The organism is Pseudoalteromonas sp. S1727, assembly GCF_005886375.1.
In the GTDB taxonomy this organism is placed as follows: domain Bacteria; phylum Pseudomonadota; class Gammaproteobacteria; order Enterobacterales; family Alteromonadaceae; genus Pseudoalteromonas; species Pseudoalteromonas haloplanktis.
The window spans coordinates 111616-134050 of the sequence record NZ_PNDT01000011.1 but is presented as its reverse complement, the minus strand read 5'-3'; the positions used below and the strand labels follow the sequence as shown (position 1 = coordinate 134050).

The following is a 22435-nucleotide window of genomic DNA, read 5'->3' as shown; positions in this document are numbered from 1 at the left end:
ATCACAGCTTAATTTAACGTAAAATGCTGAACATTGTGAGCAGATTGCTTAAGCAACTGCAATGACACCTAACAGAGACTAAAATATGATACGTTTAACAGAAATCAAGCTACCTCTTGATCATGGTGATGATGCTATTGAGCAAGCCATTCTAACAAAGCTTGCTATTGATAAGAGCCAACTACAGAGCTTTAACGTCTTTAAACGTGGTTACGATGCCCGAAAAAAAACTGCTATTTTACTGATTTATACCCTCGACATTGAGGTTGCCAATGAAGCACAGTTGCTAGCCCAATTCGCTAAAGACCAACATGTCAAACCCGCACCAGACACGCGTTATAAGTTTGTAGCACACGCACCGAGTAATATTCAAGAACGTCCTGTCGTTATTGGCTTTGGTCCATGTGGTTTATTTGCCGGACTAGTTTTAGCGCAAATGGGCTTTAAGCCCATCATTCTTGAGCGCGGTAAAGAAGTGCGTGAACGCACTAAAGATACATTCGGCTTTTGGCGTAAACGCACACTAAATACAGAATCAAATGTGCAATTTGGTGAAGGCGGCGCTGGTACATTCTCTGACGGTAAGCTTTACAGCCAAGTTAAAGATCCAAAGCATTATGGCCGCAAAGTAATTACCGAGTTTGTCGCAGCGGGTGCACCTGAAGAAATTATGTATGTAAGTAAACCGCACATTGGTACATTTAAACTCGTGACTATGATCGAAAAAATGCGTGCACGTATTGTTGAGCTCGGCGGTGAGATCCGTTTTAGCACTCGCGTTGATGATATCTTACTCGAGAATGGGCAAGTCACTGGCTTAAAACTCTCGACAGGTGAACAACTTAACACCCAACATGTCGTGCTTGCCGTAGGTCACAGTGCCCGTGATACATTTAAAATGGTCTATGACAAAGGTATTTACGTTGAAGCTAAACCATTTTCTGTAGGTTTTAGGATTGAACATAAACAATCCATGATTGATGAGTGTCGTTTTGGTCCTAACGCTGGCAACCCAATTTTAGGTGCGGCTGACTACAAACTGGTTCATCATTGTGAAAACGGCCGTACAGTATATAGCTTTTGTATGTGCCCTGGAGGGACTGTTGTTGCTGCAACGAGTGAAGAAGGTCGTGTAGTGACCAATGGTATGAGCCAATATTCACGTAATGAACGTAATGCTAACAGTGCTATTGTAGTGGGCATTTCACCTGATGAAGACTACCCAGGTCACCCACTGGCAGGGATTGATCTACAGCGCAAACTTGAAGAGCAAGCCTATGCGATTGGTGGTAGTAATTATGATGCACCAGCACAATTAATAGGTGACTTCTTAAAAGGCAAAGACTCAAGCACATTAGGTGATGTAAAACCCTCATACACGCCAGGTATTAAACTGACAGATTTAGCAAAGACCCTCCCGAGTTTTGCCATCGATGCCATTCGTGAAGCGATCCCCGCTTTTAACAAGCAAATTCGTGGTTTCTCATCCAACGATGGGTTGTTAACCGGAGTTGAAACCCGCACCTCTTCGCCAATTTGTATCAAGCGTGATAAAAGCATGCAAAGTATCAACACCCAAGGCTTATACCCAGCTGGTGAAGGGGCCGGTTATGCGGGTGGAATTTTATCGGCGGGTATTGATGGTATAAAAGCAGCCGAAGCACTGGCTCTTTCAATGATTGAGAAAAATAGCTAACAAGTCCTCATAACAAAAAAGCCTGAGTTAAACTCAGGCTTTTGTATTGGGTAACTTATACTCTTATTTCTTTAAAGAAAGTTTTGCGCCTTTTAAGCTTTTACGTACATTGGAGATACGTGAGCGGTTTTTAGCACGTGCTTCACCGGTTGCTTGCCCTGACGGTTTATTTGAGTGACTACGACGTAAATGCGACGGTTTTTTACCGATTTTTTCAATCAATACTTCACGGTTACTTACTTCATAACCAGGTAAATATTCACGTTGAATTTTTTGACCAATTAAGGTTTCAATTTCAAACAACATGTTTTCTTCTTCACGGCTGACAAACGAAATTGCCTGACCTTGTTTGCCTGCACGACCTGTGCGGCCAATACGGTGTACGTAATCTTCTGCAAGCCATGGTAGGTCAATATTAATTACACGTGGTAAATCATTAATATCAATACCGCGAGCGGCGACTTCTGTTGCCACCAACACGCGAACTTTGCCTGCTTTAAAATCACTCAATGCACGACGACGATTACCTTGGGTTTTATCACCATGACACACAGCTGCGGGTATTCCATCAAGGTTTAGTTCTTTAACTAATTCATCAGCTGTTTCTTTCATATTGACGAACACCAACACTTGCTGCCAGTTTTTCTTACCTATTAATTCTGATAGTAATTCTTGCTTACGGCGCTCTTCTACAGGGTAAACCACGTGATGAACCGTTGCTGCGGTGCTATTAGTTTGGTCAACACGGACGATTTCAGCTTGTTTTAAGACTTTGCTAGCAAACTGTTTGATTGCTGGCGGGAACGTTGCTGAGAAAAGTAGGATTTGGCGATCTTCTGCGCAGCCATTTATCACTGTTTGCATATCTGTGATAAAGCCCATGTCGAGCATACGGTCTGCTTCATCAAGGACTAAGTGCTGTACATTAGCAAGACTTAAATTACCTAAGCGAATGTGATCAAGTAAACGCCCAGGAGTCGCAACAACAATGTCTACACCCGCTTTTAAGCCATTAGCTTGGCCAACCGTGCTTACGCCACCAAATAAGCTGACTATTTTAAGCTGAGTGTACTTTGAAAAGTCGCGAAAGTTATTAGCAATTTGCTCTGCAAGCTCACGCGTTGGAGCAAGCACTAAAGCACGCGGTGCGCTTGTTTTTGTGTATTCAACTTCAGATAACTTTTGAATAATAGGCAATGCAAAAGCTGCTGTTTTACCTGTCCCTGTTTGGGCACTGGCTAAAACGTCTTTGCCTTTACGTACTGCTGGAATGGCATTACGTTGAATGGGCGTAAGGGTGTGATAGTTAAGTTCATCTAACGCCTGAAGAAGTTCAGGGGCAAAACTAAAAGATTTAAAATTCATGCTGTATAACCTGCGGCCACATTATCAAGGGTCGCAAATTATACAGCAATTTCATGCAAGCAGTTAGTTATAACTTAACTAAAGTGCCTTTTAATGCCACGCCAGCCATAAGAGTCCCTGCACCACATTCATATTCAGTGCTGCTAACAAACTCACGTTTTTTATAAAACGACTGAATATTTACCACGGCATTCATGCCTTCTTTTACTGCGCGCTCTTGTAGGGCTTTAAGCGCGCTGAGCATTACCCATTCACATGCTTCTTGATCACTTTTATTAAAGGCATTCGTTTTTTTATTGGTGATCACTTCCCCATAGCGACTGCTTTCTTTGGGGTGTGATTGGTCAGCAAAATAAAGTGGAATGTCTAATAATGCCTCTTTCGCTTTGCTCGAAGCGAGTAAAGACTGGATTGGGTACTTACCAATATCGTCACGAGCATTCGCTGCCACTGTTGTTAATAAAGCTGCGACTAAAAGTACACTATGAATCAATTTCATATTAATTTCCTTGTTGGGTATAAAACTTCCAAGCAACACCAAAGCCAAATGATACATTGCTGTTTTGTTTAACCAATGGACTACTGTGCTGTTTACTATCCGCTAATGAGTGGTATTTTACAAAACCACCCAACCAGAATTTTTTACTATCAAAATTCAATCCTACTGACAGATCACTGCCAGCATAACCTGATTGATTGTTAAATTCGCTACGAGCAAGGTGACTATCCGCGGCGGTTATTCCGTAGTAATAATTTAAATAGCGGTCATCAGCAAAATTTACGTTAGCACGAATACTGGCCGTAAACACAGACTCTGCGCAACTGAGTAACGGAGTTTCAAAGTACACACTTGGCCCATAATGCCAACCAACATTGGTTATCGAGCCAAAATCGGTTGCCATGGCTTTACGGGTAAATAAGCCAACATATAAGTGTTGTGCTGCTTTGGGTGTACCAATTAAATAATAATTAAGTGATGGCCCTAACTCAAACACCCAATCTAGGTCGTCCATGCCTTCACGAGCACTATTATCTTCGCTATCAACAGCTAAACTAACTGAAGCTGATAAGTCTAAATGTAAATTTTCCTGAGACCATAAATAGCCAGTAAAGCTATTACGATCGACATCCAGTTCATCACTTTGGTAGCGAATATACGGTACTGGCATGACGTATTGCTCACTTTGATCAGAGCCTAAATAATGAGGGATATCAGCCATAAAAACGCCACCACCGAGCTCTAATTTAGAAGCGGCAAAAGAGCCACAACTAAATAGCACAAGTAGTAGGTAAATTAGAACACTTTTATGCACCTTGATAACGCTTAAAAATCAGAGAAGTATTAATACCACCAAACGCAAAATTATTACTCATTACATAATCAGTCTGAATTTCTCTACCTGAACCGGTAATATAATCCAACGGCGCACATTGACTGTCTATTTCAGTCAAATTAATAGTTGGTGCAAACCAGTTATCCTGCATCATGTTAATACTGGCCCATGCTTCAATTGCGCCACAAGCACCTAAAGTATGCCCTAAATAGCTTTTAAGCGAGCTGATTGGTTTTGCGCCTAATGCGTTAAAGGTAGCGTGGGATTCTGCAATATCACCACGATCAGTTGACGTGCCATGTGCATTAACATAACCGATTTTATCTGCTGATAAATTAGCATCTTGCAGTGCCATTTCAATGGCCACTTGCATCGTATCAGCAGTGGGTTGCGTAACATGTTGACCATCTGAGTTACAGCCAAACCCAACGACTTCTGCAAGGATTGTAGCGCCACGTGCCTTAGCATGTTCATATTCTTCGAGAATAAGGGTCCCAGCCCCTTCGCCAATAACTAAACCATCGCGATTTGCGTCAAAAGGTCGAGGAGTCAATTTAGGTGTTTGATTTTTAGTACTGGTTGCATACAAAGTATCAAATACAGCAGCTTCCGTTACACATAGCTCTTCAGCCCCCCCTGCAACCATGACTTTTTGACGGCCAAATTTAATGGCTTCATAGGCATAGCCAATACCTTGCGACCCCGATGTACATGCAGAGCTGGTAGTGATCACTCGACCTTTAATACCAAAAAAAACGCCTACATTTACCGGTGCAGTATGCGCCATCATTTGGATATAGCTGGTCGCTGTTACCCCTGCCATCGATCCTGTTTCCATCATTTTTGCAAAGGCAATTAAAGGTTGTGTTGACCCTGTTGATGAGCCAAAGGACACCCCTGTAGAGCCATCGGTTAAACTTGGATCGTCTAATAAACCAGCCTGGTCTAATGCCAGTTCAGTGGTGCGCGTTGACATAATAGCAACGCGTCCCATTGAGCGCACTTGTTTGCGTTTATAATGAGCTGGTTTAGTAAAATGGGTAATAGGTGCTGCAAGTCGCGTATTTAACTCAGGCAAAGAATCCCAGTCCGACATAACTTGCACAGCGTTTTCACCCCGTTGTAATGCTTCTTTAAATACGGGCCATTGATCTCCAAGCGCAGTAATTGCCGACATTCCCGTAACAACAACGCGCTTCATTAAACCATACCACCATTAACAGAGATAACTTGGCGAGTAATATACGCCGCATCATCGCTAATCAAAAAAGCCACTGTGCCAGCGACTTCTTTCACAGCACCCATGCGTTTTAACGGGATCATCTTAAGCATTTCATCGACAGGTAAATCATCCGTCATTTGCGTATCAATTAAGCCAGGAGCAACACAGTTAACAGTAATTTTGCGCTTAGCAAGCTCAAGCGATAGCGCTTTTGTGGCACCAATAATACCCGCTTTTGCAGCGCTATAATTGACCTGACCACGATTACCAGCGATTCCAGACACTGAGGACATAGTAACAATGCGTCCGCCTTTACGCCCTTGTACCATTGGCATCACTGTTGGGTGCACAACGTTATAAAAGCCTTCAAGCCCAGTGCGAATGACACTGTCCCAATCTTCCCCTGACATCGCAGGAAAAGCCATATCATTGGTGATCCCAGCATTGCAAACCACACCGTAATACGCACCATGCTCAGCAATATCGGCTTCAATTTGTTGTTTCGCAGCCGCTCTATCACACACATCAAATTGCAATAAACTGGCATGTTGCCCTAATGCGCTAATTTCATCACAAGTTTGTTGTGCGCTTTCTATCCCAGTACGACAATGCACCGCAATATCGTAGCCATCCTCGGCTAAGCGTAATGCGATTGCCTTACCTATTCCTCGGCTTGACCCTGTTACTAAAATTCGTTTTGTCATTGTTGTTCTCTTATAAATTGCAGTGGGTCATGGGGTTGGAACACATTGATTTTAGCGTCACATAATGCTGTGTTATTGTTTTTTATACAGCATTCAAACACACTTAACCCTGAATCTTCTTGATATAGCTTCGCAACCCTAACCTGTAATACTGAGCCAAGTTTAAAAACAGGGGTCTGCGTTTGGTATTTACGCGTACCAATTAAAAAGCCTATTTTAACCGCCTCGCCTTGGTCTTTAGCCAAAGCGCCTGCATATGCCGCAATTGCTTGTGCCATATACTCAGTACCAATATAACTTGGTACACCTTGTAAATCATCTGAATAAAATGCACTGCTTGGTGAAATAGTCACTTCGCAAGTAGCGCTATTTTGTTCATAAGCGATGAGTTTATTGAGCAAAATCATAGGGGCACTATGAGGTACTACTTGCTCAATATTATAGTTGTTCATCAATAAGTCCTAGTACTACACTGACATTATTACCGCCAAATGCAAACGAATTGGACAAGCAATATTTTAGAGGTTTTATAAAAGGTGAAGTTAATAATGCAATTTCACCAAGAGAGGGGTCTTTGTCACCTGAATTAAACGGTAACGTAGCCAAACAATCATTCTTAATTAAACTTAACCAACAAATCCCTGCTTCTATTGCCCCCGCCGCACCAAGGGTATGGCCGCTTAAATGCTTGCTTGAGCTAACTGGCGTATTGTTGCCAAATACACGATTAATTGCAAGTGACTCCATAGCATCATTTTGCTGTGTGGCCGTACCATGCGCGTTAATGTAATCGATCGCATCGGCAGTTATATTGGCATCACGTAAAGCCGCACACATCGCTTGCTCTGCACCACTGCCATCAGGTGCTGGTGCTGAAATATGATGTGCGTCGGAGCTTTCACCTCCCCCCAAAAACGCAACCGTTTGCCCTTGATTACGCTTTTTACTCATGACAAATAATGCCGCTCCTTCACCGATATTTATACCACTTCGAGTCAAAGAAAATGGTTGGCAAACAGCGTCACTAATTGATGACAGAGAATCAAAACCATTAACGGTCAACTGGCATAAACTGTCTACACCACCGCATATAACCACATCAGCAAGATCAGCTAATAGTAATGCCCGTGCGCTGATCATCGCTTTTGAGCTTGAGCTACATGCCGTTGAAATACTGTAACAAGGGCCACCTGCATGCAACTGCTTGGCAATATAGTGTGCCGGAGCGACCAGTGCTTGATCGCTATAACTGTAGTGCCGCGGCCATTGACCCGTTTGTTTAAACTGCTTACGAGAGCGTTCACCTTCATGAATCGACGCCGTACTGGTTCCTACCACTACAGCAATACGCTGCTCAGCAACTTTAAACTGCTCAAGTGTTGGCTTTATTTGCGCAAGTGCATCATCAATCAAAGCATATGTACGTAACATCGCTGATAAAGGCAGTGTTTTAACCATGCCAACATACGTTGATCGACCTGCAAATGCTAATTCATCCGTGGCTGTTAATGTATTGCTGTGTTGAGAATTTATACTATCGATGGTCTGCTGATGCCCTGTCCCCAAAGCACTCACAATCCCTAAATCATTTAACCAAACCGGCATCACTGCTCAACCCTTTGAAATTGTATTTTATAATCATGCTGAAAATTAATAAGTTGGGTTACAGGCCCCGAAAAATTAATAGTGATCAATAGTTGTTCATCATTGCTAATACGTCGCTCATCTTTACGTTCATCCATCACTGCACCCCGAAGCCGTTTATTTATCTCATCAGCAGGCCAGTGCACTAGCATAATGTCAGCTAAGATAAAACGCGGATCAACCCCCGCTATAGGCAACATTTTAGTCGTTTTTATGGGCGCACCAAATGGCTTCTCTAAAATGAAAATAGGCATTCCTTGTGCCGTCATGACCACTAAATTTATACCTTGTTGATCATCAATACTTAACTGCGCAAGCAAAGTATGCTGCTGCTGTTGATGTGATACGTGTAAAACTTGCTGCCAATTATCGATAACTAACTGCTTAGGTGGATCAGCTAATTCAAGTGAGGCATTATCAGCAATCTCAACCTCATTCTGTGGTGCAAACTGTGTAGTACACGCAGTTAAAAGCATAACAATAACGAATGCTGTGATGCGTATTACGACTGGCATAAAGCCACCAACGTTGTCAGCCTGCGTTCGCTTTGCTTCACAAAGGGGTTTTCGGTATCCCATGCATAACCAGCTAAGATTGCACTGATCATTTCTCTTACCTGATGATTTTGCTCTGTATAAAAAATGACATCCTGAAAACGTCCATCATACCAAGCGCTCACATAAGTTCTAAAACAATCCACTCCAGACTGCAACGGTTTACTGTAATCCGCCACAAAATCAACCTCTTCACCACGTAAATGACTATCCACTAACGGGGCAATCAAAGAAGCTGATTTAAGCGCAATAGTTACACCTGAAGAAAATACAGGATCTAAAAATTCCCCTGCATTACCTAATAAAGCGAAATTATTGCCCACTAAAGATTTTACATTGGCTGAGTAACCGCTAATACTGCGCGCGGCACCGATCGCTTCTCGTTTATTAAGTAATTGCGCTAAAAATGGATCTTGCTCAATAAAATCATTTAAACATGAAAGTGGCTCAACATCTTTGGCAAACCGAGTCGGCTCTGCTACAACACCGATGCTAGCAGTGCCATCACTAAAAGGGATCAACCAATACCAAACATCTTTATGAATTGGGTGCACATTGATTAAAATTTTATTGCGATCGAAACTATCATCCACAATACCATCTTTAAAATGACTAAAAAAAGCGCTGCGTACAGGAAAATTTGACGGCTGTTCAAGATCTAATAAACGCGGCAGTACACGCCCAAAACCACTGGCGTCTAACACAAATCGCGCTGTAACTTTGTAATTGTTTTGTTGCTGATCTTTTACTTCTAATTGAGCGCCCTCTGCCAAGTTGTGATAGGCGACAACGGTATGTTGATAACGGATTTCAGCACCTTGTTGAGCAGCACCATCGGCAAGGCATTTGTCAAAATCGGCACGTTTAACTTGGTAAGTAGTCCCTGGGCCTTGGCTAAACTTTTCAGTAAAATCAATACTTGCATGCTCACCACTGCGTTGAAACGCAGCCCCATTCTTAAATTGAAAACCCAGTGCTGCGGCATTAGAATGCAGAAGCTCAAGTAAGCCTGCTTGCTCCAAATACTCCATACACTGCGGTAACAAACTTTCACCAATTGAAAAACGAGGAAACAACTGCTGCTCAAGCACTAATACTTGCCACCCGCGTTTTACTAATAAACTGGCTGCCACCGCGCCAGATGGCCCGGCACCAATAATCACCACGTCGTAATGTTGATTTTCCGTATTCACCTATTTTTCCTTTCTTTTAGGCATAGCCAATGTCAACGGCGCCAAAATAAATATAGCGATTAAGCCGATCATAATTGTTAAACCAAAGCTATAGATTGCAGGCGTGATTGACATCGCTAACATTCCAAAGACCCACATGGATGAAACCGCTGATAAACTGATCGCTATAATATTTTCTCTACTCAATTGATTTATTTGATAAAAAACAAGGTAATCAATAGATAGCGCCATTACCAACAAGCTACCAAGCAAATTAAAAATTGATAAACTACCTTGCAGCACACTGCATAACGATAAAATAATCGCGATAGTAACAGCAAGTACTGCCATTTGTTTAAACGCGCACACCACCCCAAATCGCCATGCAAACAAAAAACCAGCCAGCAAGATAGCGCAACCTAGGGTAATAAGCAGTGAGTGACTATAGTGTGCCAGCCCCTCACTCAGCAACGCCACTTTATTGTAAACCAGCAAGTGCGGATCGGCGGATGCAGACTCTGCTAAAACACGCGTGGGCACATCAGTGACCATAAACCAACTGGCCACAAATTCGTCGCTTATCATTACTTGTTGCTCGATAAAAGGTGCTAAAGGCGATGTGAGTAGAGAATCGAGCGTTAACACCTTTGTAGAGACAATAATTGGCTGCCCGGTCATATTTTCTACTTCGGTGAAGAAACCTTGTTGCTGTTTTTCTTTCACGAGCGCACTATTTCGCATTTGCATCGCTGCACTTGGCAATAAATCGCTAAGCACATTAACTGTTGCATCGGGGTATTGTAAGCTAAGCGTAGTTTTAAAGCTGGCTAATTGCTTAAGCAATGCTTGTTCATCATCTGCAAACATGATCATGATTTGGCCATTACCTCGCCCTAATAATGATAAATGAAATGCTTCATTTTCAATCAACGTCTGGGGGCTTGCATTTAACAAGCGAACATCATTATTAAAGCTTACGGGGGTATGTAAATAACAGAGTGCGATCAACAATACGCTAGCGAGTAATACATAGCGGCGCAGTTTTAGCCAACACAGTAAGATGTTTTTGAGTTTATTGGCAATATTAATTATTGGCGCTGCAATGATAAGCTGATGCTGCCACTGTTGCGTAATGAGTAAAGTGCATAACCATGCACTAAACAACCCCGCAACCACAAATACACCAACTTGAGCCAGTAATAACATAGGCGAAAAATATAAACTGGCATAGCCCAGTGAAGTTGTCAGCAAAGATAAAAGCAGCGCGACCTTTACCCCTCGGCTATAACCTTTTGCCTGACCACTGGACAAGTCCAACATGCCATGAAAAGAATAATCAATGGCAATACCAATAAGCGTAACGGCAAAGACTAAGGTGAGAATATGTACTTCAGAGAATGCCATTAGTAATACCGTTGCACCACCTAAAATTGCGCTCAAAACAGTCAATGAAGCAAGCCAAAGTGCAACACTTGAACGAAACACCCATATAATCATAGTGATCAAGGCCAGCAGGCTTAAAGTACCAAATAGAGTCATTTCATATTTGGCTTGGCTGGCATTGGCACTGGTATGAAATACCGCCCCAGAATAACGTACAGTGGTTTGCTCAAAATCTACAGCTAATTGCGATAACTGTTGTTCAATGCTTGCAGTGAGCTGCTGTGCTTGTTCAATACCAAAGGCATTATCATTGATCTGTGCAAATAACAGATAGTATTTGGCGTCATTATGCAAGACTGTTAAACGGTTTTCTTCTAGATTAAAGGTTTGTAGAGTTTGCATTTGTTGGGCTAAAAAACTGCCCAAACTCAAACTCGCATCAAGATGGATAGTGGTACTGACAAAGGGATCAGCAAGTTGGCTAAGCTTCTGATAATAAAAAGTATTAAATGCTTGTTGAGACTCAAGTGCAGCGCGATATTCTTGACTTAGTAAACGCCCAGCGTAAGGTGCATAAAATTGACTTAATACATCAATGCGCGGCACATTAAAACGCGCGGGTAGATCATTAGCAATCAGCCACTCGTTAAGCTTGTCATGCGCTTGTTTGGCATGTTTGCCAGTAATAGAAAACATGATTTGTTGTTTATTATCGGCAAAAAAGTGTGCTTCAACGTTGTCAATACGCGTATCAGACTGTGGCATTAAAGCTAAAATATCACTATCAATTTGCGGTTTTTGCAACACAATAACTACTGTTAATAAGAGTACCAGCGCCAACAACCAAGCGAATGCAATAAACCTGCGAGCCACCTTAATTTATGTCCGAAGCTTCAGCGGTTGTAGGCTTAACAGGCGCAGAATAGTTAAAACGTATTATTGTGTAGTTAGCATTGTGTTCATTTAGTCGCACCTGTTGTACATTCCCAGCCACAACACACAACTGAAAACTGACAAACAACTGGCTTAATAGCTGATCTTTTGGCAACAACAACGAACAGCCTTCTTGCGTATCAGCAGAGAACGTAAACTGTGGCTTTAGCGCGTCTAAATCATGGCTGATTATTGCCTGTAATAAACTCACAAAAGGAGCCGCCCCCGGTTGTAGCACCACTTCACCTTGCGCATTCTCCAGATAAACTTGGCCATTTTTAATCAATAATGTATTCGTTACTGGTTTTGTCACCTGCCATTTCAGTTGCTCTGCATCTAATAGAAACACACCACTGGAAATAAAAGGCTTAGTGAAACCAGCAAAGTATTTTTCTTGGCTAAATTCCCCGGCTCTATTGGGCGGCTGTTCAGCTGCTGAAATCACTGTTGTTAATAAACAACTTAGGCAAAATAAAACGAATCGTATCATCAGATGACCTTATGCAGTTTTTCACTTATAACTGCTGGAGATACATATTGTAGCTCATGTGTTTGCACGTCAACAGCCACCTGAACAGTGGTTGCTTTAGTGAGTTTTTGCGCCGTTTGGCTATCGGTAATTACATAATCGATACGTAAACGCGTTTCATATTCTTTTAAATAAGCATCAACACGTATTTTCTGCGCGAACGTCGCAGAGCTGACATATTTGATCCGCATATCAACAATTGGCCACGCATAACCTGACTCTTTCATTTGAATATAGTCATAATCAAATAAACGCAGTAGCTCACAGCGAGCAACTTCAAGGTAGCGGGCATAGTTACCATGCCACACCACATTCATTGGATCGCAGTCATGAAAAGGAATCTCAATTTCAACGTGCGCACTAAGCAGCGCCCCTTTACTATTCATACAAACTCCAGCGTTTATTTTGAATTGCTGCAACAGTAAACCTAAGTACACTCTCTAACGGGCGGTCTTCATCAAGCACTTCAAAATACTCACAAATATCGTTATACATTGTTTGTACGTCTGCTGTTAAGCTTGAATAATCAAGTTCATTTTGAGCAATTCGCAATCGCAATGCTTGCACGCTCGCCAGTAACGTACTGGCAACGACTTGCTCTGTTAATTGTAAAATGCGTAAACAATCACGGGCAGCGATGGTGCCCATACTCACTTTATCTTGATTATGGCATTCAGTAGAACGTGAAAATACGCTCGCTGGCATCGTTAATTTAAGTGCTTCTGCGGTGTACGCACTCGCCCCAATTTGTACCGCTTTAAAACCATGATTGATATAACGCCTTTCGCTGGTACTGGCTGACAAATTTGATGGCAAACCATTGTTATAGCGCGTGTCCACTAAAGAAGCAATTTGCCTATCCGCTAAATCAGCTAAATTTGCTACGGCGGTTTTCATACTGTCCATGACCATGGCAATATGGCCCCCATAAAAGTGCCCGCCATGGAGAACATGTTCGCCTTCGCCATCAATGATCGGATTATCATTAGCAGAGTTAAGCTCATTTTCAATCATTTGCCTAAACCAAGGTAAGCTATCTTGCACTACACCAATAACATGCGGCGCGCAGCGAATTGAGTAACGATCTTGTAGACGGTCCGCATTGCGAGGATGCTCAACATGGTTTAAGTCGCCCCGGATCCAACTAGCCACTTGTTGCTGACCTGGGTGTGGCTTAACCGAAAATAAAATATCATCAAAGTGATGACTATTGCCTTTTAAGGCGAGGCTTGCAAAAGCAGTAATTCGGCTGGTTAACTTAGCTAAATATGCACTGCGGTCAAACGCTAAACAGGCCAAGGCCGTCATTACCGCGGTGCCATTCATCACCGCCAGACCCTCTTTAGGTCTTAGTGTTAACGGTATTAAACCCAGCTCTTGCATCACGCTTAAACTATTGCGAATTTCGCCTTTATAGAATACATCGCGCTCACCCACCATGGCTCCCGCAACGTATGACAATGGCGTTAAATCACCACTTGCACCAACGGATCCTTCTTGAGGAATAACAGGCACAATATTATGATTTAAATAGGCCGTGAGCAGATTTAGCATATCCCAACTAACACCAGAATACCCTTGTGATAGTGACGCCAAACGTGTAGCTAATATTGCGCGCCCCTGTGCCACATTAAACACATCACCTAAACCACAACCGTGGAAACGGGTTAAATGCAGTGGTAATTCATCAACCAGTGTCAGGGGTACTTTAACTGTCACCGAGTCACCATAGCCTGTGGTTACGCCATAGATCACGCCATCTTCTTTTAATAATTGATCTAAAAAGGCCACTGCGCTGTTAATTTTACGCGCTAAGTGTTCATCACCAGAGAGCGCAACGGCGCCCTGCTCTAATGCAATATGCACAATATCTTCAATTGTTAAACGTTGCTTTCCAAATACTGTAGTTGCGAGATCCGACACCTTACTTCCCCTTCTTTTGGTCACGGATCACCGTGTGATCATTTTGCCAAAAATCATAAAAATTAAACCATTGATATGGATACAAAGCCGTATAATGAGCAAGCCGCGAGGCATAATCCGCTATAACTGTTTGTAATGCCTGCTGACGTGTTTTACGCGGTAAAACAAGTTTATCCGCGTATTTTTCAAATACAACACGATAGAACACGCCTTTTTGTTCGCTGCGATCTTTTAAACAAAATAAAAAGAATACCGGGCAATCAAGTAATGCAGCTAAAATAAATGGCCCTTGTGAAAAAGGCGCAGGCTTAGCTAAAAAATCACACTCTACTACTCGCCCTGCACTGGAGCTGCTGGTTCTGTCACCAACAATCACCACTATTTCACCTTGTTCAACTTTTTCTTTCAGCAAGATTGCAATATCAGGACCCAAGTCTGTCACTTGGATTAAATTAACGCTAACAGCAGGATTGATCCGCTGAAGGATTTTATTAAATTCAACCGCATGATGAGTAAATACCAACACATTAATAGCTTTACTCCGGCGATGTTGGCTAAGTGCACGACACACTTCAAGATTACCAAGATGAGAACCTATAAACACTGCGCCTTGGCTCTGTTCATCTAATTGTTTATACAAAGCTTCATTTGTATACACAATGTCAGATTGCTTAATACGATTAAGCCATGCATCTATTTTATCAAATGCGCTATCGGCAAATGAGCGAAAATGGCGAAAACTATCACGCCAAGTTGCCTGCTTGTCCACGCCATTGTAGTGATTAACTTGGGTTAAAAATTGCAATGACGCTAAACGTGCCGTTTTCCCAGAGAGAAAAAAATACAATAACACAGGAAATAACACTATCCACAAACCTTTGCGCCCAAGTACTCGATAAGCAAATAGCAAAGTTTGCATGCCAAACTGATTACCGCGTTCTTGCATTTTTGACCAATGTTTTACTGTCATTAACCTGCGACCTTGCGCCAAAGTAATCTAGGCATACGCACTAACATGCCAAAAAATAACCGCGTATGTAACCAAGAAATACCTAGGTTATCGTGCAGAGCGCGAAAATGAGACACGCCATCTTCAGGGTAAATCACGTGAGTTGGAATAAATGTAACGCGCGCACCTTGCCAATATAAGCGCACTAAAATTTCAATATCAAAGTCCATCCGCGTGCCTAATGCACGTTTATTCATTAATCGCTCTGTGTATTGCAGCGGATAAACCCTAAACCCACACATCGAATCAACAATATCAAAACTCAGGGTTTCAACCCATACCCAGAAATGAGTGATATAACGACTTAAATAACGGTGCTTTGGTACTGAGCTATCGTAGATTGGGCAGCCACTGACTACATTTTCAGGTGCACTTTCACTGGCAGCAATCAATTTACTAATATCGTTTAAACTATGCTGGCCATCGGCATCAACTTGTATTGCGTGGCTAAAACCATTTGCAAATGCGTAGCGTAAACCGGTTTGCACCGCCCCACCTTTACCTTGGTTTTCACTGTGGGTAAGTAACCTTAAAAAAGGGTAACGTTGCTGCAGACTAGAGAATATCTGCTTCGCATCTGCATCACTGCCATCATCAATCATAATAATAGGTAATGACAACTCAGCCAGTTCGCTTAATACATCAGCAATCGCATGAGTATGATTATAATTAGGAATAACAATACAATACTGATTCATGATGGTTGCGATGCAAAGACGAGCCTACCACTGGCATGTTGGCCTTTGTCAGAATGATAACTGAAGATACATTTACCGCTTTTATTTCGTTCAAGCGTAAGATTAACCGTCATATTCGCCGTGGTGACAACCTGAAATTTAAGTACTTCTACATCATTTACTGTACTTGGAAATGCCAAATACTGCTGGGCAAATTTTACCGCCCAATCCAGTTGTACAACACCCGCTAAAATAGGGGCATCAGGAAAATGGCCACGAAAATAATCTAACTCTTCACTGATGTATAACGCCAAACTCACTTTGTCTGCTGACTGCGATAACACAGTGACATCTGGCTGAGTGTTATTCAGGCTTTGCAAAGTACTGCTCCATGGTTTTGATATGTAACTTAGCTTGGCTATTATAAGGAAGCGCTTGAATATAGCGCCATTTACGAGGCAGACAAACACGCTCAAATCGGCTCGCTAAGAAATTAATCAGTAACCGGTTTAACGCCAATTTCCCCTGCTCCTCTAAATACTGCTGACCTGCTGCACTGAGTACAACCAACGCACCAATCTGCACACGTTTAGCAGGCACAACCAACGACTTAGCTTCTTGTACCCATTCATGCTTTACTAATTGCCCTTCTAATTCATCAAGATTTAGCCGTTTTTCTTCAATTTTGATGGTGCGATCTAATCGGCCTAACAGATGAAATTGACCATTACTGAGCAGTTCAGCGCTGTCATCTAACGGGACGTTTTTTTGTTGTAAGATATAAGAATTTAACAATAATCGGCCATGCTCATTCACTAACAACTGATTACCTGAAAATGGCTGCCATGGTGTATTGATTGACGCATCTAATACTTGCCGATAGGCAATCCCACCCGTTTCCGTACTGCCATATACTTGCGTGATTGGTCGTTTAAGCTGCTGATATAGAGTCTCAGCATGTTGATTATTTAACGGGCCACCCGATGAAAATAACCATTGCAGCGAGGCGCTTTGTGTCATTAAAACGTTATCGTTACACAACCTAGCTAATTGCGCAGGACTTGAGACTAAAACAGCTTGCGGGCACGATTGTAATTTTTGAGCAATATGTTCAGGGTATTGCAGTTGGGTGCTATCAATAATGTGACCATTTGCTAAAGGCCATAACAAACGAAACAGTAAGCCATAGATATGTTGATGCGATACCGTTGAGATAAAGGTCAGGCGGCCTAATAACTGAAAGCTTGAACTCAATACCATCAACTCACGATTGAGAACATGCCATGATTTAACAATTGGTTTTGATTGACCAGACGAGCCCGAGGTATAAAACACCACCATCGCTTCGCTAGGCCAAGTCAACGTAATATTTGATGGGTTTACAACCTGTGGCTGTGTCTCAATATTTAGCAACCCTTGTGTAAATACCAGCTGACTGTCATCACCGCAAAAAATAGCACTTTGTTGTAAAAAAATTTGCAAAGTCTCAGGCTGACCGTTAGGCGGTAAAATAACGGTATGGCCGCGAGTTGCTAAGGCAAATAAGCGCACGGCAAACTGATAAGTATCGGGATGAAATAACACCACCTGACTGGCAGGTTTTAATTGCTGTAATTTACTTTGAAACTGCTTAATATCTGCAACAAACTCGCTGTGTGTGATCAGCCGTTGGTCGACAAAAAATGCAGCCTTGTCGTCAAATTGTATTGGTCTAACTGGCATTGTTCTTTACCTTTTGTCTTACTAACCACTCAATTGCCATAATTAATCCGATCAGAATATAAGCAATTAAACCATTATACAGCGTCCATACCGATAGCGATGTGTATAAACACGTGTACAGTGCAGCGCTGGCATTAATAATAAAAAAAACACACCACAATTTAGTAACTTGGCGAGTGTAACGGATACCTTTGGCGTCTAATTTAGGTTCACGAAGACGCGCAAAGCTTTCAATTACCGGGGGGCCAAAACGCAATGAAAACGCAAACGTAATAGCCATAACTGTATTTATAATAACCGGATACAAACGTAAGCCAATCTCAGTGCTTTGCCACGTTGAAATAGCCAACGCTATTACCGCCAGTACACTTGCAGGTATGAGCCAAGGCATACGTTTTAGCAACTGACGGCTCACAACTAAACGAATAATAACTAAAGCAATCAATATCATACTGACATATTTCACTGACGTATATTGCAAACCAAAATACACGATAAATGGGTATAAGGTTAAACACACTAGCGCCAGTGTTATACTGATTGCCTTGAGCATAATAAAGCGCCTAAATAACTAATTTCTCAACTTCAGCAACAACATCTCGCACAGTTCTAACTTGCTTAAAGGCATCTGGATCAATTTTTTTGCCCGTGATTTCACGTAACTTCACCACTAAATCTACGGCATCTATGCTATCTAAATCTAAATCTTGATAAAGATGCGCATCAAGACTGATATCATCAGCTTCAATCTCAAACTCCTCAACAAGTATGTTATGTAAAACATCGTAAATTTCTGCTGCCGTTTTCATGCTTATTCCTACTTCTATTGTGCGTATTAAGATCTGTTATTTTCGATAAACTCAGCCAACGCATCAACAGATGCAAAATGGGCTTTTGTTTGTTCTGAGTTAGCGTCAATTTTTACATTAAACTCTTTTTTTATAGCCAAGCCTAATTCTAGGGCATCAATACTGTCTAAACCTAAACCGTCAACAAACAAAGGTTGATCATTTTCGATATCTGCAACTGTCATATCTTCTAAATCTAAGCTGCTAATAATTAATAGCTTTATTTTATTTTTTAATTCGCTCATAACGTGTTAGTTCCTCTGAAAAATAGTCTTGTAGTTGACGAGTCAAATACCGCGCTTGCATTGACGGTGGCTCGTCATTTAAATCATTATTATTTTTAAATTCAACTGATGTAAATTTCATCATAAAATGTGCCCGGGTAGCGGCCACTCTATACCACGGCGTGCCTTTTGTAAGGGTACTTGGCTGCATAGTTATCAGTACACAAGCAACAGATGCTTTGCACCTGAGTACAATATTCGCAGCACCGCGCTTAAATTTTAGCCCGCTATTTGGCTGCGTACGTGTCCCTTCTGGAAAGATAATTAAATTGTTACCTGCCGCTAACGATGCTTGGCACTCAGCTAATAACTCTTGCGGATCTTGATTACTAATGTAACCAGTACTTTTGATTACGCCACGCATAAATAGGTTTTTAAATAAATGAGCTTTAACCACACAATCTGCATCTTTAATTACTGAAATTAACACAACGACATCAATCAAAGATGGATGATTTGCTAACACCAGCTGGCCTTTTAGATTGGCAAAGCGCGCTTTATCTTCAACACTAAAGTGGATCACCCCAAGGGTATGCATCATAGCGACAAACGCTTTAAAACAATAGTGTACCGTTAATCTTGCTTGGTATTTTCGCTTATCTACGGATGACTCAAAGAGTCTTTGCATGGGTAAAACCAGCAGTGTTAGCACAACGCCGCCAAAGCCAAATATGCTAAAGCACAATCCAGTGGCAAAGATCCGCCAAATATAATTTAGTTTTCCAATACAATTAGCCAGCATGAAACGTTAGCATCCATGCATCTTGGCTATTGAATAAGATAGTTTCAGGCGTTTTATTTACCAATGCAATGGCAAATTGGAGACTGATCGGCAGTAACTGTTTTGTATCTTCTGTTGATTCAAACTCAATTGGCTGAAGTGAAAAATAGCCCTCACCAGGTTTTGCCAATCTCAAGGATAAAGCAACACTATGATCAACCTGTAGCTCATCTGCAAAACACTGATATTCTACTGGTAATGCGCGATCAGCATGGCAGAGTATGAGCTGTTCACATTGCTGGGTATATAGGCGCGCGTAACTATCAAACAAGGTGCTAATGATACTTTCATTACCACAAGCAATAGCATTCATTGCAGCTGTATTATTATTAAGAATAGAAAAAATGCCCACTGCCGCGTTATGCACACTCAAACCAAACGCTGTGGGTGATAAAGCATCTTGAATACAGATAGCATCAAGCAAGCCTGCGGTTTTTGGAAGGTCACCATGACGAGATGAAAAGTTAACGGCAAGCGGTTGCTCACCTGCAACCTTGTGCATACAGTGCAAAGCCATTTTCATAAATGGACTTAAACGTCTGCGCTGCATCGGTGCAACCCAGCTTAAATCTATATCTTGGTAAGGAAGAGATTCGAGTCCACTAATTTGCTGCTCAGGCGCAATCCATACACTAAAATTATCAACAACAAATTCCACAGGCTGAATGGTCTTATTACTCTAAAAGGCGAGCCATTTTACCTATTACTCTACAAAATGCAAAATTTTGGTGCTTAACCGTAGATAAATTAAGCACCCATTCATATTTAGAGTAAAATCACTTCTTGCTCAACAAGCTCAGTGGCATGTTGACCAATAATTTCATGCTCTTCACGTTCATTGATCAAGGTTACTCCCAGCGCCTGTTGCTGCGCATTCAACGGCACATAAGGAAGCCTAAATACTGGTTTGACTGCACCTGTCATCATCAATGCGGTATTAATCGCAATTGGATTTGGCTCACAGAATAACCAGTTCATTAATGGCTGTAACGAGCTGTTTAACTCATCATTTTTTGTATCCATTAATTGGCGGAACAAACCAGGAATTAAATTAGACGTAACCGAGATCACACCATGTGCTTTATAGGTATGACGAGCATCGTGTGCTTCGTCGTCATTACCTGACCAACAGGCAATACCTTGTTGCTCATAATGATTAATCCGCTCATTACCACCACACTCTTTAACACCAATAAAGTTCTCGTGTTGTGCTAGAGGTTCAATAATATCAGGTGTTAAATCTTGGCCGGTGCGCCCTGCTACGTTGTAAATAAACGCAGGACCAATGGCTAACACACGCTTAAAGTGCTCTTTTACACCTGCAATCGACGTACGGCCATAATAGGGGTTAATTTGCAGTGCTGCATCCATACCGCTGGCAAAGCCATATTCTGTGGCTTTAATTGCTTCGCGCGTATTATTACTGCCTGTATTACCCACAATGATCAGCTTATCTGAATACTTATTAACACTGTGCGCGATCAGCATTAAATGCTCTTCCCAGTTCATTAACTGGCCTTCACCTGTAGTGCCACCAACCACAATGCCATCAACACCGGCAGCGATTTGCTGTTCAACTAAAAAGTCATAGGTGGCTAAGTCAATTTCACCACTGGTTAAATACGGTGTTTTAATCGCTGTTATAAGGCTTGCTTGTTTAATTTGTTCTAGGGTGCGCATAAAAAATTATTCTTAAAAAAACTTGCCGTAGTTGTAACATAAAAGTAGCCGTTTTCCGAGTGTTGCGTGGTTAATTAATTAAATTACTTGTGTTGTTGAAAGGCTTAGTCCAAAATAAACAACTGTATAAATGAACAGTATATTTATTTTTTAACTTTGAGTGCACTTTATATGCGTTTATCACGATTTTTAGCAACCCATTTTTATCACAGCGAAGAGCTATGCCATGCATTAGCGATTGATGAAGATACGCTACTGCATTGGCAAGACAGCGGATTATTCCCTAAACCCAGTTATTGCATTAAAAATCAATTAAGTTGTAGCTCATTCTCGGGGCTGTATGAATGTGAAGAATACGACGACTACTACCCGCGCGGCTGTGTAAACTGGGGGCAAGGGCTTGCTAAACAAAAAATAACCTCGTCAAGTCAAGCATTTAGTTTTTTTGCCCAACACTATATGGCCGCACTGAATAAACTCGCACAGCAAGGGTTTGAGTTTAATGAAGAACTGTTTGGCAGTGAAATTGAAGAACATTTACAACAAGTGTGGCAACAGTTTTTATGCAGTAAATATGGTGTACTAACACAAAACGGTTTAATTGATGAAATAGCCGCCGTTGATATTGGCCGCTTAGTGGTTGACGACATCACTGAACTGCGCACTAAAGCTAGCCTAAATCAAGATGAACGCACACGCCTCCACCCCGCCATGAAGCTACTAAACCGCGCACTAAGCCACGGCGCAGAGCACGAAAAACAACATACCCTACGTGCCCGTTATATCGATGCGCTGGTGCTTAAATATGATTTATCGGTTAAGTGAAGAAGGGAAAGGGGCTAGGTTCTAGGTAAAAACCAGAGCATTTCGCCGTTAAATTTATCACTGTAGGTTGTGGTTGAGAGCAACGAAACCCAACGATAAAAAGTTAAAGCAGTAAACCCCAACTAACAATAGAAAAGCCAAAATTCAGCG

General features: G+C 41.8%; 25 protein-coding genes. 2 read left to right on the top strand and 23 right to left on the bottom strand.

All coding sequences use genetic code 11. From position 1 onward, the window contains the following. Positions 1-85 precede the first annotated feature (85 nt). Positions 86-1696: an NAD(P)/FAD-dependent oxidoreductase gene (locus CWB85_RS04015; protein WP_138554171.1), complete on the top strand. Its 1611-nt coding sequence runs from the start codon at positions 86-88 to the stop codon at positions 1694-1696. 63 nt (positions 1697-1759) lie between these two features. On the opposite strand, the gene CWB85_RS04010 is transcribed toward CWB85_RS04015, so the two are convergent. From CWB85_RS04010 to dapA, 23 genes are all read right to left on the bottom strand, one after another. Then, on the bottom strand, positions 1760-3061 hold the full coding sequence (locus CWB85_RS04010; protein ID WP_138554170.1) for a DEAD/DEAH box helicase: 1302 nt from the start codon (positions 3059-3061) through the stop codon (positions 1760-1762). A gap of 67 nt (positions 3062-3128) precedes the next feature. Further along, the gene (locus CWB85_RS04005) at positions 3129-3560 is read right to left on the bottom strand and encodes a hypothetical protein (protein WP_016706725.1); all 432 of its coding nucleotides are present in this window, start codon (positions 3558-3560) and stop codon (positions 3129-3131) included. Between the two features lies 1 nt (position 3561). Further along, positions 3562-4341 (bottom strand): MipA/OmpV family protein, encoded by a 780-nt coding sequence (locus CWB85_RS04000; RefSeq protein WP_283235128.1) that lies wholly within the window; start codon positions 4339-4341, stop codon positions 3562-3564. Between the two features lie 25 nt (positions 4342-4366). Continuing rightward, a complete protein-coding gene (locus tag CWB85_RS03995; RefSeq protein ID WP_138554168.1) occupies positions 4367-5596 on the bottom strand; it encodes a beta-ketoacyl-ACP synthase in 1230 nt (409 codons plus the stop codon). Then, entirely contained in the window at positions 5596-6321 is a 726-nt protein-coding gene (fabG, locus tag CWB85_RS03990; protein ID WP_016706728.1) for a 3-oxoacyl-ACP reductase FabG, read from the bottom strand. The genes CWB85_RS03995 and fabG overlap by 1 nt, the downstream gene beginning before the upstream one ends. Beyond that, positions 6318-6773, bottom strand: coding sequence for an ApeP family dehydratase (locus CWB85_RS03985; RefSeq protein WP_138554167.1), 456 nt, complete (start codon positions 6771-6773; stop codon positions 6318-6320). Before CWB85_RS03985 ends, fabG begins: the two co-directional genes overlap by 4 nt. Then, positions 6760-7926, bottom strand: coding sequence for a beta-ketoacyl-ACP synthase (locus CWB85_RS03980; protein WP_138554166.1), 1167 nt, complete (start codon positions 7924-7926; stop codon positions 6760-6762). Before CWB85_RS03980 ends, CWB85_RS03985 begins: the two co-directional genes overlap by 14 nt. Next, positions 7926-8480, bottom strand: coding sequence for a DUF3261 domain-containing protein (locus CWB85_RS03975; RefSeq protein ID WP_016706731.1), 555 nt, complete (start codon positions 8478-8480; stop codon positions 7926-7928). The genes CWB85_RS03980 and CWB85_RS03975 overlap by 1 nt, the downstream gene beginning before the upstream one ends. Further along, a complete protein-coding gene (locus CWB85_RS03970) occupies positions 8468-9712 on the bottom strand; it encodes an NAD(P)/FAD-dependent oxidoreductase (RefSeq protein ID WP_016706732.1) in 1245 nt (414 codons plus the stop codon). The genes CWB85_RS03975 and CWB85_RS03970 overlap by 13 nt, the downstream gene beginning before the upstream one ends. Continuing rightward, positions 9713-11881 (bottom strand): MMPL family transporter, encoded by a 2169-nt coding sequence (locus tag CWB85_RS03965; RefSeq protein WP_138554165.1) that lies wholly within the window; start codon positions 11879-11881, stop codon positions 9713-9715. It abuts the gene before it with no gap. A gap of 67 nt (positions 11882-11948) precedes the next feature. Next, complete coding sequence (locus tag CWB85_RS03960) at positions 11949-12497, bottom strand: LolA family protein (RefSeq protein WP_016706734.1); 549 nt, start codon at positions 12495-12497, stop codon at positions 11949-11951. Next, the gene (locus tag CWB85_RS03955; RefSeq protein WP_138554164.1) at positions 12497-12922 is read right to left on the bottom strand and encodes an acyl-CoA thioesterase; all 426 of its coding nucleotides are present in this window, start codon (positions 12920-12922) and stop codon (positions 12497-12499) included. The genes CWB85_RS03960 and CWB85_RS03955 overlap by 1 nt, the downstream gene beginning before the upstream one ends. Beyond that, the gene (locus CWB85_RS03950; protein ID WP_016706736.1) at positions 12915-14459 is read right to left on the bottom strand and encodes an HAL/PAL/TAL family ammonia-lyase; all 1545 of its coding nucleotides are present in this window, start codon (positions 14457-14459) and stop codon (positions 12915-12917) included. Before CWB85_RS03950 ends, CWB85_RS03955 begins: the two co-directional genes overlap by 8 nt. A 1-nt stretch (position 14460) precedes the next feature. After that, positions 14461-15429: a lysophospholipid acyltransferase family protein gene (locus CWB85_RS03945; protein ID WP_016706737.1), complete on the bottom strand. Its 969-nt coding sequence runs from the start codon at positions 15427-15429 to the stop codon at positions 14461-14463. Continuing rightward, positions 15429-16166 carry a glycosyltransferase family 2 protein gene (locus tag CWB85_RS03940; RefSeq protein ID WP_016706738.1) on the bottom strand — a complete coding sequence of 246 codons (738 nt, stop codon included), beginning with the start codon at positions 16164-16166 and terminating at the stop codon, positions 15429-15431. The genes CWB85_RS03945 and CWB85_RS03940 overlap by 1 nt, the downstream gene beginning before the upstream one ends. Further along, positions 16163-16525, bottom strand: coding sequence for an ApeI family dehydratase (locus tag CWB85_RS03935; RefSeq protein ID WP_138554163.1), 363 nt, complete (start codon positions 16523-16525; stop codon positions 16163-16165). Before CWB85_RS03935 ends, CWB85_RS03940 begins: the two co-directional genes overlap by 4 nt. Continuing rightward, positions 16509-17867, bottom strand: a complete 1359-nt coding sequence (locus CWB85_RS03930) for an AMP-binding protein (RefSeq protein WP_138554162.1) — start codon at positions 17865-17867, stop codon at positions 16509-16511. The genes CWB85_RS03935 and CWB85_RS03930 overlap by 17 nt, the downstream gene beginning before the upstream one ends. After that, the gene (locus CWB85_RS03925) at positions 17857-18420 is read right to left on the bottom strand and encodes a COG4648 family protein (RefSeq protein ID WP_138554161.1); all 564 of its coding nucleotides are present in this window, start codon (positions 18418-18420) and stop codon (positions 17857-17859) included. Before CWB85_RS03925 ends, CWB85_RS03930 begins: the two co-directional genes overlap by 11 nt. A 10-nt stretch (positions 18421-18430) precedes the next feature. After that, positions 18431-18676 carry an acyl carrier protein gene (locus CWB85_RS03920; RefSeq protein WP_138554160.1) on the bottom strand — a complete coding sequence of 82 codons (246 nt, stop codon included), beginning with the start codon at positions 18674-18676 and terminating at the stop codon, positions 18431-18433. A 26-nt stretch (positions 18677-18702) separates the two neighbouring features. Beyond that, complete coding sequence (locus CWB85_RS03915) at positions 18703-18960, bottom strand: phosphopantetheine-binding protein (RefSeq protein ID WP_016706743.1); 258 nt, start codon at positions 18958-18960, stop codon at positions 18703-18705. Next, a complete protein-coding gene (locus CWB85_RS03910) occupies positions 18941-19741 on the bottom strand; it encodes a lysophospholipid acyltransferase family protein (RefSeq protein ID WP_016706744.1) in 801 nt (266 codons plus the stop codon). The genes CWB85_RS03915 and CWB85_RS03910 overlap by 20 nt, the downstream gene beginning before the upstream one ends. Next, the gene (locus CWB85_RS03905) at positions 19731-20438 is read right to left on the bottom strand and encodes a beta-ketoacyl synthase chain length factor (RefSeq protein ID WP_016706745.1); all 708 of its coding nucleotides are present in this window, start codon (positions 20436-20438) and stop codon (positions 19731-19733) included. The genes CWB85_RS03910 and CWB85_RS03905 overlap by 11 nt, the downstream gene beginning before the upstream one ends. Before the next feature lie 107 nt (positions 20439-20545). After that, positions 20546-21460 (bottom strand): 4-hydroxy-tetrahydrodipicolinate synthase, encoded by a 915-nt coding sequence (gene dapA, locus CWB85_RS03900; protein ID WP_016706746.1) that lies wholly within the window; start codon positions 21458-21460, stop codon positions 20546-20548. A gap of 171 nt (positions 21461-21631) precedes the next feature. On the opposite strand from dapA, the gene CWB85_RS03895 reads away from it, so the two are divergent. Beyond that, the gene (locus CWB85_RS03895; RefSeq protein WP_016706747.1) at positions 21632-22285 is read left to right on the top strand and encodes a DUF6058 family natural product biosynthesis protein; all 654 of its coding nucleotides are present in this window, start codon (positions 21632-21634) and stop codon (positions 22283-22285) included. Positions 22286-22435: the final 150 nt, after the last annotated feature.

Coding starts and splice junctions, on each gene's coding strand:
- CWB85_RS04015 (WP_138554171.1), top strand. CDS start 86: ATGATACGTTTAACAGAAATCAAGCTACCTCTTGATCATGGTGATGAT.
- CWB85_RS04010 (WP_138554170.1), bottom strand. CDS start 3,061: ATGAATTTTAAATCTTTTAGTTTTGCCCCTGAACTTCTTCAGGCGTTA.
- CWB85_RS04005 (WP_016706725.1), bottom strand. CDS start 3,560: ATGAAATTGATTCATAGTGTACTTTTAGTCGCAGCTTTATTAACAACA.
- CWB85_RS03995 (WP_138554168.1), bottom strand. CDS start 5,596: ATGAAGCGCGTTGTTGTTACGGGAATGTCGGCAATTACTGCGCTTGGA.
- fabG (WP_016706728.1), bottom strand. CDS start 6,321: ATGACAAAACGAATTTTAGTAACAGGGTCAAGCCGAGGAATAGGTAAG.
- CWB85_RS03985 (WP_138554167.1), bottom strand. CDS start 6,773: ATGAACAACTATAATATTGAGCAAGTAGTACCTCATAGTGCCCCTATG.
- CWB85_RS03980 (WP_138554166.1), bottom strand. CDS start 7,926: ATGCCGGTTTGGTTAAATGATTTAGGGATTGTGAGTGCTTTGGGGACA.
- CWB85_RS03975 (WP_016706731.1), bottom strand. CDS start 8,480: ATGCCAGTCGTAATACGCATCACAGCATTCGTTATTGTTATGCTTTTA.
- CWB85_RS03960 (WP_016706734.1), bottom strand. CDS start 12,497: ATGATACGATTCGTTTTATTTTGCCTAAGTTGTTTATTAACAACAGTG.
- CWB85_RS03955 (WP_138554164.1), bottom strand. CDS start 12,922: ATGAATAGTAAAGGGGCGCTGCTTAGTGCGCACGTTGAAATTGAGATT.
- CWB85_RS03945 (WP_016706737.1), bottom strand. CDS start 15,429: ATGACAGTAAAACATTGGTCAAAAATGCAAGAACGCGGTAATCAGTTT.
- CWB85_RS03940 (WP_016706738.1), bottom strand. CDS start 16,166: ATGAATCAGTATTGTATTGTTATTCCTAATTATAATCATACTCATGCG.
- CWB85_RS03930 (WP_138554162.1), bottom strand. CDS start 17,867: ATGCCAGTTAGACCAATACAATTTGACGACAAGGCTGCATTTTTTGTC.
- CWB85_RS03925 (WP_138554161.1), bottom strand. CDS start 18,420: ATGCTCAAGGCAATCAGTATAACACTGGCGCTAGTGTGTTTAACCTTA.
- CWB85_RS03920 (WP_138554160.1), bottom strand. CDS start 18,676: ATGAAAACGGCAGCAGAAATTTACGATGTTTTACATAACATACTTGTT.
- CWB85_RS03915 (WP_016706743.1), bottom strand. CDS start 18,960: ATGAGCGAATTAAAAAATAAAATAAAGCTATTAATTATTAGCAGCTTA.
- CWB85_RS03910 (WP_016706744.1), bottom strand. CDS start 19,741: ATGCTGGCTAATTGTATTGGAAAACTAAATTATATTTGGCGGATCTTT.
- dapA (WP_016706746.1), bottom strand. CDS start 21,460: ATGCGCACCCTAGAACAAATTAAACAAGCAAGCCTTATAACAGCGATT.
- CWB85_RS03895 (WP_016706747.1), top strand. CDS start 21,632: ATGCGTTTATCACGATTTTTAGCAACCCATTTTTATCACAGCGAAGAG.